This window comes from Paenibacillus sp. FSL E2-8871, from assembly GCF_038000345.1.
Lineage (GTDB): Bacteria > Bacillota > Bacilli > Paenibacillales > Paenibacillaceae > Paenibacillus_AQ.
The window spans coordinates 2,482,016-2,493,816 of the sequence record NZ_JBBOBV010000001.1 but is presented as its reverse complement, the minus strand read 5'-3'; the positions used below and the strand labels follow the sequence as shown (position 1 = coordinate 2,493,816).

Annotated in this window: 14 protein-coding genes; all 14 read left to right on the top strand. The window is 45.2% G+C overall.

The annotated features are described in order from the left end of the window. Positions 1 to 171: 171 nt before the first annotated feature. A complete protein-coding gene (gene cmk / locus NYE25_RS11510; RefSeq protein WP_341145952.1) occupies positions 172 to 882 on the top strand; it encodes a (d)CMP kinase in 711 nt (236 codons plus the stop codon). Continuing rightward, positions 879 to 1,466: a lysophospholipid acyltransferase family protein gene (locus tag NYE25_RS11505; protein WP_042190219.1), complete on the top strand. Its 588-nt coding sequence runs from the start codon at positions 879 to 881 to the stop codon at positions 1,464 to 1,466. Before cmk ends, NYE25_RS11505 begins: the two co-directional genes overlap by 4 nt. Positions 1,467 to 1,641: 175 nt before the next feature. After that, positions 1,642 to 2,964 (top strand): 30S ribosomal protein S1, encoded by a 1,323-nt coding sequence (gene rpsA / locus NYE25_RS11500; protein ID WP_256716304.1) that lies wholly within the window; start codon positions 1,642 to 1,644, stop codon positions 2,962 to 2,964. 169 nt (positions 2,965 to 3,133) lie between these two features. Then, positions 3,134 to 4,459, top strand: a complete 1,326-nt coding sequence (gene der / locus NYE25_RS11495; RefSeq protein WP_042190218.1) for a ribosome biogenesis GTPase Der — start codon at positions 3,134 to 3,136, stop codon at positions 4,457 to 4,459. 12 nt (positions 4,460 to 4,471) lie between these two features. Then, complete coding sequence (plsY, locus tag NYE25_RS11490) at positions 4,472 to 5,089, top strand: glycerol-3-phosphate 1-O-acyltransferase PlsY (RefSeq protein WP_042129592.1); 618 nt, start codon at positions 4,472 to 4,474, stop codon at positions 5,087 to 5,089. Then, on the top strand, positions 5,082 to 6,122 hold the full coding sequence (locus tag NYE25_RS11485; protein WP_341145951.1) for an NAD(P)H-dependent glycerol-3-phosphate dehydrogenase: 1,041 nt from the start codon (positions 5,082 to 5,084) through the stop codon (positions 6,120 to 6,122). The genes plsY and NYE25_RS11485 overlap by 8 nt, the downstream gene beginning before the upstream one ends. A 66-nt stretch (positions 6,123 to 6,188) precedes the next feature. Continuing rightward, positions 6,189 to 6,464 carry a stage VI sporulation protein F gene (locus NYE25_RS11480; protein WP_042190213.1) on the top strand — a complete coding sequence of 92 codons (276 nt, stop codon included), beginning with the start codon at positions 6,189 to 6,191 and terminating at the stop codon, positions 6,462 to 6,464. A gap of 195 nt (positions 6,465 to 6,659) precedes the next feature. After that, a complete protein-coding gene (locus NYE25_RS11475; protein WP_042129589.1) occupies positions 6,660 to 6,839 on the top strand; it encodes a DUF2768 family protein in 180 nt (59 codons plus the stop codon). A 34-nt stretch (positions 6,840 to 6,873) separates the two neighbouring features. Beyond that, positions 6,874 to 7,242 (top strand): 2Fe-2S iron-sulfur cluster-binding protein, encoded by a 369-nt coding sequence (locus tag NYE25_RS11470; RefSeq protein ID WP_341052725.1) that lies wholly within the window; start codon positions 6,874 to 6,876, stop codon positions 7,240 to 7,242. A gap of 30 nt (positions 7,243 to 7,272) precedes the next feature. Then, positions 7,273 to 8,019 (top strand): hypothetical protein, encoded by a 747-nt coding sequence (locus NYE25_RS11465; RefSeq protein WP_341145950.1) that lies wholly within the window; start codon positions 7,273 to 7,275, stop codon positions 8,017 to 8,019. A gap of 635 nt (positions 8,020 to 8,654) precedes the next feature. Continuing rightward, a complete protein-coding gene (spoIVA, locus tag NYE25_RS11460; RefSeq protein ID WP_042129583.1) occupies positions 8,655 to 10,133 on the top strand; it encodes a stage IV sporulation protein A in 1,479 nt (492 codons plus the stop codon). A 376-nt stretch (positions 10,134 to 10,509) separates the two neighbouring features. Next, the gene (locus NYE25_RS11455; protein WP_036676223.1) at positions 10,510 to 10,782 is read left to right on the top strand and encodes an HU family DNA-binding protein; all 273 of its coding nucleotides are present in this window, start codon (positions 10,510 to 10,512) and stop codon (positions 10,780 to 10,782) included. 117 nt (positions 10,783 to 10,899) lie between these two features. Continuing rightward, complete coding sequence (mtrB, locus tag NYE25_RS11450; protein ID WP_042190204.1) at positions 10,900 to 11,148, top strand: trp RNA-binding attenuation protein MtrB; 249 nt, start codon at positions 10,900 to 10,902, stop codon at positions 11,146 to 11,148. Between the two features lie 94 nt (positions 11,149 to 11,242). Continuing rightward, positions 11,243 to 11,785, top strand: a complete 543-nt coding sequence (locus NYE25_RS11445) for a hypothetical protein (protein WP_341052729.1) — start codon at positions 11,243 to 11,245, stop codon at positions 11,783 to 11,785. The last annotated feature ends 16 nt before the right edge of the window (positions 11,786 to 11,801 follow it).

Sequence of the window (11,801 nt, the reverse complement as noted above, 5' to 3'; positions counted from 1 at the left end):
CACTGAAGTATAAACTGTGGTATAATTTTATAAGTCGCAGGCAATGCCTGCTTTTTTCTTGATAATATCATCAAGCATATCCATTTGTATGTGCTCCTTGATATTGCAGGAACGAACTTGACATCGCTAGATGCTTTTCTTATGAAAGAGTGTTTGAGGAGGAATGCCCCGTTGGATAGGCAGGGTACACATACTTACGACAGAATTAACGTCGCCATCGACGGACCTGCCGGGGCAGGCAAGAGTACTGTAGCCCGATTGGTAGCCCAGAAGTTGTCTTATATTTATGTCGATACAGGCGCAATGTACCGGGCAATCACCTGGTATATGATCCGAGAAGGCATAGAACCGGAAGATCAGAATCAAGTGAACCAGAAAGTTCACGATATGGTTATTGAGCTTATTCCGGAAAAAGAGATCCAGAAGGTGCTGATTAATGGGGAAGACGTAACGCCGCATATTCGGAGTCTTCAGGTTAGCGGCCTTGTGTCGCAGTATTCGAAGATCGAAGGTGTAAGGTCCAGACTGAGTCATTTGCAGCGTCAGATGGCGCTTCGCAAAGGCGTTGTAATGGATGGCCGCGATATCGGTACGACCGTGCTGCCCGATGCCGAAGTAAAGATTTTTATGACGGCAAGTGTGGAAGAAAGAGCTCTCCGTCGTTATAAGGAATTGAGAGACGCGGAATCGGTGACGCTTCAGCAGCTTGAACATGATATTGCACAGCGGGATCGTCTGGATGAAGGACGGGAGATTTCACCGCTGCGACGTGCGGAAGATGCGATTCTTCTCGACACGACCTTTATGGATATCGATCAAGTTGTGGAGGCCATTGTATCCCATTGTAGATCTCATGTTGACGGGGAGAGAAATCATTTATGATTTATGTATTTTGCCGAGGATTGCTTCGCTTGATTTACGCAATTGTTTTCCCGCTTAAGATTGTGGGGGAAGAGAATGTGCCAAAGGAGGGCGGGGTGCTGCTCTGTGCCAACCATATTAGTTTGCTGGATCCGATGACTATCGGGATTAAGTTAGACCGTCAAGTAAAGTATATGGCTAAGGCAGAACTTTTTGAGGTTCCTGTGCTTGGCTGGCTCATTAACAAATTGGGTGCTTTTCCGGTCAAACGTGGTGGTGTAAGCAAAGAATCCATTAAAACGGCCCTTAACACACTTCGCGGTGGTAATGTCATGGGTATCTTCCCGGAGGGTACGCGTAACTCTGACGCCGGAGTTGCCAAGAAAGGTGCTGCAAGCTTTGCACTTCGAAGCGGTGCTGCAGTTGTTCCAGCCGCTATTGTCGGTGAGTACAAACCCTTTCGACGGATGGTTGTAGTCTATGGGGCTCCTATAGATCTCAGTCAATTTGCCGGTGCAGGAAGTGAATCTCTCGAGGCTGTTACCGATGTCATTATGGAACGCATCAATGAGATGAAGAAGTCGGGTATACCAACTGTTGGTTAAGGGATAAACGGAATCACAAATTTCGTCCTGTGCTATGATTAAATAACGGCATAGTCGCTATTTTTTGGAACATACTATCTTCAAGTGTAATTTGTAATACCAAGCAATGCTTGTTTTGAACTCTGCTATACGCAGGTTTAAATAAATGGGGTTTTGAATCGAGGAGGCTAATCACATGTCTGAAGAAATTAAAAATCAGGAAACTACGGAGAGCAATGAAACCGTAGAAGCGGTGGAATCCGCTGTGACAGAAAATAACGGAGCTGTAGAAGAAGTTGCTGCCGTTAACGAAGAAGAAGTGACTAACCAAGCTGACTTGGAAATCATTTCTCTGAAAAAAGGCGATACCGTGAAAGGAACAATCGTCAAAATTGAAGATAACCAAGCTTATGTAAGCATTGGATATAAATACGACGGTGTGATTCCGATTCGCGAATTGTCCGCAGTACAACTGGACAACGCTGCTGCAGCAGTAGAAGTTGGACAGGAAGTAGAATGTAAAGTTGTTAGCATCAACGACAACAAGGAAAGCCTTGTTCTTTCCAAACGTGCTGTTGATAGCGAAAAATCATGGGAAGATCTTGAGAAGTACTTTGCTTCCCAAGAAGCTTTCGAAGTTACTGTGGCTGACGTTGTTAAAGGCGGTCTAGTAGCTGATGTTGGAGCACGTGGATTTATCCCAGCTTCCATGGTTGAGCGTCACTTCGTTGAAGATTTCAGCGATTACAAAGGCCGTACCCTTCGCGTTAAAGTGAAAGAACTTGACCGTGAGAACAGCAAAGTAATTCTGTCCGCTAAAGAAGTTCTTGAAGAAGAGTTCGAAGCTAACAAGCTTAAAATTATGGCTGAACTGTCTGAAGGTCAAATCATTGAAGGTACCGTACAACGTCTGACCCAATTCGGCGCATTTGTTGATGTTGGCGGAGTTGACGGTCTTGTACACGTATCCGAAATCGCTTGGAATCACGTAGAGAAGCCTTCTGATGTAGTTTCTGAAGGTGATAAAGTACGTGTTAAAGTACTTAAGGTTGATCCTGAAAAAGGAAAAATCAGCCTGAGCATTAAAGCTGCTGCTCCAGGTCCTTGGGACTCTGCTGCTGGCGAAATCAACATCGGTGATGTTGTAACAGGCGTTGTAAAACGTCTTGTGAACTTCGGAGCATTCGTTGAATTGCTTCCAGGTGTGGAAGGTCTTGTGCACATTTCACAAATCTCCCACAAACACATTGCTACTCCACACGAAGTATTGAAAGAAGGACAAGAAGTACAAGTGAAAGTACTGGACTTCAATCCATCCGAGAAACGTGTTAGCCTGAGCATCAAAGAAACTGAAGAAGCTCCAGCACCAACTGCTAGACCTGAACGCAGCAACAGCAGAGACAGAGCTCCTAAAGAAGTATTGAATAACCCTAACGTTTCTCTAAGCAACGAAGGCCTTAGCTTCACGCTTGCTGAACGTTTTGGAGACAAGTTGGACAAATTCAAAGGTAATAACTAATCCTGCTTTTTGAATATACGGGTAAAGTAATCGGCGAGCCCTCGATACGGGGGTTCGCCGATTCTCTTTTTCCAGTGACAGAAAGATTTATTGGAACTAACATGAGTGTTAGCCAATTTTAATGTTTTTTGCTATGATGAGTATCGTAAGGATGACAGGAGGAATGAATATGGCAAGACCCGTTGTGGCAATCGTTGGGAGGCCTAACGTCGGGAAATCGACGATTTTTAATCGGCTGATTGGCGATAGATTGGCCATTGTAGAAGACAAACCGGGGATTACACGTGACCGGATTTATGGTATTTCAGATTGGAACGGTAAGTCGTTCAGTGTGATTGATACCGGAGGTATTGAAATTGATGGAGATGACACGATTCTGAAATCTATCCGCGTTCAAGCGGAGCTGGCGATTGAAGAAGCGGATGTTATTGTATTTATGTGTGAGGCGAAGAGTGGTGTGACGAATTCAGATGAAGAGGTAGCTCAGATTCTGTTCCGTTCAGGTAAACCGATCGTTCTTGCCATCAATAAAGTGGATAATATGAAGCGTGCAGATGATATTTATGAGTTCTATAGCCTAGGTTTTGGAGATCCAATCGGAATTTCCGGTAGTCATGGTACAGGACTCGGTGACTTATTGGACGCTGTCGTAGAACGTCTGCCAGAGAAAATAGATGATGAATATGATGACGATGTCATTCGTGTAGCTTTGATTGGCCGTCCGAATGTAGGTAAATCCTCTTTGGTTAACGCAATTCTGGGTGAAGAACGCGTTATCGTTAGTGATATTGCAGGTACTACTCGCGATGCTATTGATACGCCTTTTGAACGTGATGGACAACGTTATGTGCTTATCGATACTGCAGGTATGCGCAAAAAAGGCAAGGTATATGAGAACATTGAGAAATACAGTGTTATGCGTGCGATGCGTGCGATTGAACGGGCTGATGTGGTTCTCGTTGTAATTAACGGTGAAGAGGGCATTATCGACCAGGACAAGCATATCGCTGGTTATGCACATGAAGCTGGTAAAGCGTCTATTTTTGTTGTAAACAAATGGGATGCCATTGAGAAAGACGACAAGACTATGCAGAACTTCGAGTCTAAGATTCGTGACCACTTCTTGTTTATGAGTTACGCACCGGTTGTCTTCTTGTCGGCTTTAACTAAACAGCGCCTGCAAAAACTGCTGCCAGTGGTGCAGCATGTATCTCAACAGCATGCACTACGCATTACTACGCATCTGGTGAACGATGTTGTATCGGATGCCATTGCGATTAACCCTCCTCCAACTGACAAAGGCCGTCGCTTACGTATTAACTACGTAACGCAGGTTGCGGTGAAGCCACCGACGATCGTGGTGTTCGTAAATGACCCATCGCTGATGCACTTCTCCTATGAACGTTACTTGGAGAATAAAATCCGCGCGGCGTTTAATTTCGAGGGAACGCCAATCCGTCTCTTTACACGGCGCAAATCCGAAAACGAAGGTTAGGGGAGAAGAAGTGTGGCGCTTGAACTTCTGGTTATCGTTGTAAGCTATTTGCTTGGTTCTGTCAGCTTTAGTGTGCTGTTCGCCAAGCTACTAAAGGGAATTGATATCCGTCAATATGGGAGCGGCAATGCGGGGGCTACCAATACACTGCGTGTACTGGGAAAAGGTCCTGCGATATCTGTGCTAGTGCTGGATGTACTGAAGGGTGTTGCCGCAGTTTGGTTAGGAACTTGGGTAGGCGGCTGGGGAACCTGGGTTGCTGCTCTTTGCGGAATCGCTGCCATTGTCGGACATAACTGGCCGCTTTACTTTCGTTTCCGTGGGGGAAAGGGCATCGCTACTACGATCGGTGTTATGGCCACACTGTGTTTATGGCCTGCACTGCTCGCTGGTGTTATCGCCATAGGATCTATCTTTATCACTCGTTACGTGTCACTTGGCTCGTTAATTTTTGTCGCGCTGACACCGGTCTTTCTATTGTTGACAGGATTTACACAGCCTGTGCTCTGGACCAGTATTATCATTGCGGTTTTTGCCTTCTGGCGGCACCGGACGAACATTGTTAAGATTGTAGAGGGCCGTGAGAACAAGATAGGCTCAAAAGTAAAAGGAGGGAATCGTGTTGTCTGATAAAGTAACCGTACTAGTAGCGGGGAGCTGGGGAACTGCGCTGGCAAGTGTGCTGGCTGCGAATCACTCGGAAGTTTATCTGTGGACACGTAACTCTGATCAAGCTGCCGAGATCAATGGTTCTCATATCAATAATAAGTATTTACCGGGGATTTCTCTGCCCGCAAACATCATTGCAACCACCGATCTGGAGACCGCAGTTTCCGGTTCTAAAGCGGTTGTTATTGTAGCCCCATCTTCAGGTATGCGACAGGTTGCTCGCAGTCTGAAGCCGTTCTGGAAGGATGAAATGCTATGCGTTCATGCTACGAAGGGCTTTGAGACTGAAAGCAAGAAACGGATGTCGATCGTTATTGCTGAAGAACTAGGCTGTGACGAAGGGCAGATTGTCGTTCTCTCCGGACCGAGTCATGCAGAGGAAGTAGTGCGCCTGTGTCCTACTACAGTTGTTGTGGCTTCACCTGATGATAAGCGTACTGCTGAAGCACAGGAAATGTTCATAAACAATGATTTTCGTGTATATACGAACCGTGATCAGGTAGGAGTAGAACTTGCCGGCGCACTAAAGAATATTATTGCACTCGGTGCAGGTCTATCCGATGGTCTAGGATTTGGGGATAATGCTAAGGCGGCGCTTCTGACACGTGGACTGGCCGAGATTTCTCGGGTGGGCGTCGAGCTTGGAGCGAATCCTTTGACCTTTGCAGGGCTTGCAGGTGTTGGCGATCTTGTAGTGACTGCTACGAGCCAGCACAGCCGTAACTGGCGTGCTGGCTTTATGCTCGGGCAAGGGAAACCACTGGATGAGGTGCTGGAGTCGATGGGAATGGTTGTCGAAGGTATTCGTACCACGGAGGCAGCTTATGCCATTTCCATCAAGCTAGGGGTCCAAATGCCCATTACAGATCAAATTTATCATGTCCTTTTTAAAGGTAGAAGTCCACGTAGTGCTGTTGAAGCTCTGATGGGCCGTGATCGTAAACCTGAGCTTGAGGCAATATCTCAGGAAACTTGGGAGCAGTGGCATTCCTGATCCTGTTCACCTTTTTCCGCAAATTCTCATATGTTGTATTGGGGATTGACGGAGGAGGGATGAAAAGTGAGCAGAGATTTTTCCAAGGATGCATTGAACGCCATTAACAAAAAGGCGGGCAAGAACATTACGGAAAGTGCCGTCAAAAAGCTAGCCAGTACGGTCAAACCAGGAACTACGCAGAATGAAGCCCAGCTCCGCCAGTTAATTAAGCAGGTGTCATCGATGGCGAAAGTGCCGGTCAGTGAAGCTACTGTGCAGGAAATTATTAATGCCGTCAAAAAAGGCGGCGCAGGTTCCGGCACAATGGAGTCTTTAATGAAAATGATGCTTAAAAAATAGCTTTAGGTTGGGTGAGCAAAAGATTCAGAATCCATGAGATTCTGTTATCTTTTGCTCTTTTTTTATTTATTGTAAATCTCTCTCAGCTAAAATATCTTAATAATAATATATAAAAAATGATGTTTTTTTACAGAATAGGATAAGGTCATGATATAATAATCCCTAATATATTACAGGCGAATGGGGGCTTTGACCTTGGATCCGATGACAAAAATGTGGTTGTCCCTGATTGCAATGCTGATTATGGGACTGTCTGTATTTCTAATAACTTTTGCTCGGAGTAAAACAAAGGGACTGCTTAAAGCACTGCTATCTATCCTTGCGTTTGTCATCATGTTAGTTGGCCTATTGGGCGGAGTTGTTTCGATTATGTAAGCAGTTACATAATGTTGAGGAAGGAAGTAACATCATGAAATCGCAAAATGGCGTCACCGTTATGTTTCAACCTGAAGGTCGTAAAGCTGTGGTGAATCGCGGTATCTCGTTACTGGAGGCAGCTCGTAAAGCCGGAGTGACGATTACCACTCGCTGTGGAGGCAAAGCAGGCTGTCTGATGTGCAAGGTTAAAATTGCGACTGAAGAGGCCACAGCGCTGAGACCGCCAGGGGATATTGAACGACGTAAGCTTGGAACTACGTTAGAAGAAGGAGTGCGTCTGGCTTGTCAGGCTGCCGTATGGAGCGATGTGACCGTTCAGGTGCCAGAAGATCCACTTAAGGCTGCTGTACGCCGTAAGCTTGAAGCTGCACGGCGTGGGGAAGAAGATGAGCTGTGGTAGTGTTAGATTGTCACCGTGGGAGGGACTCGGTTGGAGTTTATACGAAGAAAGAAGAAGCTAAAGGCAGGAGCAAGACTTTTTCTGGTAGTGATGTCAATCGCTCTTACTCTTTCCGGATGTCTGTATCCTGGAGAAGAAAAGCGTGCTAGCGTTAATTATCGAGAAAGTGTTAAACGGATACAAGCAGCCGTTGATGATTTTCAACAAGAGGAAGGTGTGCTTCCGATCCTTAATGCGGATGAAGCTACTCCAAGATATGAGAAGTTCCGGATAGACCTAGGCAAGCTGAACAATAATGGATATTTGGATGATATTCCGGCTACGGCTTTTGAACAGGGCGGAAGCGCTTATTTTCTTATTTTGAATGAGGAAAGCGATCCAGTTGTTAAGGTGATGGACCTTGTTACCGTTCAAAAGGTGAATGATGTGCAGCGTCAGATTAATCGTTATAAATCAGCTCATGACGGCTCTTTGCCCGTACTAGATGAGCTATATCCTGGACTTTACACCATTGATCATAAGAAAGCAGGAACAAGCTCCATATCATTAACTAGCGTCTATTCCGGGCAGGTTCTTGATTTCATCATGGATAAGGCTGGAACGGTCTATGTAGATTATGTCTTTGATATTATAGCTGCCATCGAAAAGAATGGTGGAGAACATGACGAGAAAAAAGATTTGCGACTAGATCTGGAGGAAGCTTCCTATTACGTGCCCGTGAAGTCTTTGCCGTATCTATGGATTAACAATCAGCCTGTCCCGCAGTCTCCTAGTTGAAGTGAAAGTTAAAGCTTAAGAGCGTCTAAGCTTCGGTTATATCCGAAGGATTAGGCGTTTTTGTGTTGTTCAGATATTGCCTTAACTGAAGCTTAATTGTCTTACATAAATCGTAGATGGAATTAAGGTTCAGTTTCATAGCGCGTAAGACTGGATTGCTAGAAATGATGGTAAGAAAGGAGATTCAGCTCAGCTAGAAATAAATCATGAAATAATCGTAACCGTATAAAATTAGAGGCAAAAGGATGTAGATGACATACGCTAAAATTTCCTTCATGCATATCCACTAAAATAGTTCTATCAATAAATCCTATCTCATATGATGGATGAGTAAGCTTCCGGGCGTCAGACGCCTTGCGGCGCGCACAACTAATTTTTAGAAATTACATTGCAAAATGCGCGATTATGGGTCATAAATTCGTTCCGGATACATATGATGATACTAGTCCAAATGCATGTCCGAGCATTCGGAGTTTAGCGCGGGGCCAGTACGTCCCGGTCGAAAGCAGCTAGGCTTCGGGCGGGCATACGATAAGTCCGGTTGATGTCCTGCAAGGGTCAGATTACCGGCGGAACGCGAAGTCGATGCTCTTCAGGCATTTTTTCTTCGGAGTAATATGAGGAGGGGATCTCTTTTGGAAAAAGTGGATATTTTCAAGGACATTGCCGAGCGTACCGGCGGAGACATTTATCTTGGCGTCGTCGGCGCGGTTCGCACGGGGAAATCGACATTTATCAAGCGCTTCATGGAAACAATTGTCCTGCCTAACATCACGAATGAGGCAGATCGGGTAAGAGCTGTGGATGAGCTTCCGCAAAGCGCAGCAGGCAAAACAATTATGACCACTGAACCTAAGTTCGTGCCTAACAACGCAGTCCAAATCAAGGTTGCGGAAGGGCTTGAGGTTAACGTTCGACTGGTAGACTGTGTGGGTTACGCTGTAGAAGGCGCTAAAGGCTACGAGGATGAGAATGGACCACGAATGATCTCTACACCTTGGTTTGAGGAGCCAATTCCTTTTCAGGAAGCGGCAGAAATCGGGACCCGTAAGGTCATCCAGGAGCATTCAACGCTTGGTGTTGTAGTAACAACAGATGGTACGATTGCAGAAATTCCGCGGAACTCGTACGTGGACTCTGAAGAGCGCGTCATTGCAGAGCTGAAGGAAGTGGGTAAGCCATTTGTGCTTGTCATTAACTCCACTCGCCCACGCAGTGAGGAAGCACAGCAGCTCCGTAGCGAGCTAGCCATCAAATACGATATCCCTGTCATGACACTCAGCGCAGCAAACATGACCGAAGAGGATGTAACAGGTGTACTGCGTGAAGTATTGTACGAATTCCCTGTTCATGAAGTAAATGTGAACTTGCCAAGCTGGGTCATGGTGCTTGGAGAGAATCACTGGCTGCGTAGTAGCTATGAGAACTCCGTTCGCGATACGGTAAAAGACATTCGCCGCTTGCGGGATGTTGACCGGCTCGTATCTCAGTTCACAGAGTATGATTTTATCGATAAAGCAGGCCTAAGTGGTATGAACATGGGTCAAGGTGTAGCAGAGATCGATCTGTATGCCCCAGAAGAGCTGTATGATCAGGTTCTGATGGAGGTAGTAGGGGTTGAAATCCGCGGTAAAGATCACTTGCTCCAGCTGATGCAGGAATTCTCACACGCGAAAAGAGAGTACGACCGTTTCTCTGAAGCTTTAGAAATGGTCAAGACTACCGGTTATGGTATTGCTGCTCCTTCACTAGCTGAAATGGCGCTAGATGAACCAGAGCTGATTCGTCAAGGCTCTCGCTTTGGAGTTCGCTTAAAGGCCACCGCACCATCTATTCATATGATTCGTGTTGATGTTGAATCTGAGTTCTCACCAATCATTGGTACAGAGAAACAAAGTGAAGAGTTGGTCCGTTATTTGATGCAGGATTTCGAGAACGACCCGATTAAGATTTGGGAATCCGATATTTTTGGGCGCTCCTTGCATTCCATTGTGAGGGAAGGTATTCAAGGCAAGATCGCGATGATGCCGGATAATGCGCGCTACAAATTGCAAGAAACGCTTGGCCGGATCATCAATGAAGGCTCAGGCGGGCTTATTGCAATTATTCTCTAACTTAAATTTAAGCAGATTGGAAGAGTGGGAGAGATCCCACTCTTTTTATGCGTAAAAATAACGAAACTTGATTCCTAGTTCCTATAATAACGGTGAATCTGACTCAATTTTTTTTCTGAAAAGAAGAATTAACCTGGTCTTATAGGTCTATAAAATTAGATGGCAATTGGATGTTTATGCAAGCATAGATGATAATTTCTACTCCTTTTTTGTCTAACTGCTTGAATTTATGGATGGGCTGTATTACTATAAGTTTGTTGCGCTTCAAGGTCTATGGGCGCCAGTGTTCAGTAATAAACGGGATTATCACGTATATTTTACGTTTAAACGGAAACAGTGTATGATACCGGAAATTTACTCAGGGAGGTGAGAAAACATGAATAAATCTGATTTGATCAATGTAGTTACAGAAGCAACTGAACTTCCCAAGAAGGATGCTACTAAAGCTGTAGATGCGGTTTTCGAAGCAATTACAGAAGCGCTGCAAAGCGGTGATAAAGTACAACTGGTTGGATTCGGAAACTTTGAAGTGCGCGAACGTTCCGCACGTAAAGGCCGTAACCCACAAACTGGTGAAGAAATCGAAATTCCTGCAAGCAAGGTACCGGCATTCAAACCTGGTAAGGCGCTGAAAGACGGAATCAAATAAAGATTTCTACATATCAATCCCATAGTCTTTTTAAGTAACAACTATGCCGCCCTCCAAGGCGGCATTTGTTTTTTGGAATAGCATGGGCTGTACATTAGGTTTAGAGGAGGATCAGCGATGACGGATAAAAATACGAGCGAAAATCCGCTTCCGACAGGTAGCGACTATATTGTGGTTAAGGCCAAAGAAAATGGCGTTCAAGTCATTGGGCTAACTAGAGGTACGGATACACGCTTTCATCATACAGAGAAGCTAGACAAGGGTGAGGTGTTGATTGCCCAATTTACCGATCATACCTCAGCAATGAAAATCCGCGGAAAAGCTGAAATTTTAACGAAACACGGACAATTGGAAAGTGAAAGCTGAAAAGCAGGCATAGCCTGCTTTTTTTCAAAATATAGTAAGGGTGAATGATCATATCCACAAAAAAAGTGGGTACTATGGATAAGGGGGCGTGTCCATGAACAAAGCCTGGTTGATCGGTGCCGTATTACTCTTGACTGCGACCTCTGCTGTTATTTTGCCGAAACTGGCAGACTTAGACTCATCCGTACAGCAGAAAAATGGGACAGTGGAGACTTTTACTGGCAGCCATAACACAGTGCTGGGCAATGACAATCTTGTTGATGTTCTGGGCGCTCTTCCGTTGACCTTATCCATAGATAGCGTTGGCTGGGAAGATCATGTTCTGTCACTGGATCTGAAAGTGAGCGGGAACGATCATGAACCTGAGGAACTCTATCAAAATATGGCTCAGGCCATTTCCTTTGCTATTCAGGAAACCTCGAATGTGGATCAACTTCTACTTCGCATTGTGGTAGAAGATAAATGGCTTGGTAGCCGCCGACTGCTGTTAGCTGGAGATATCAGACGTTCTGAGTGGTCTTATACGCTGCAAGATGAACTTCAGTCTGCGGGTAATCTTCCTATATCGGATCGTCTCAAAACGGGCTTCCGCATTAGTGAAACCGAGCTCTGGAAGAAACAGTTCATTTATCCTTGAATGGATTAAAAGAAAC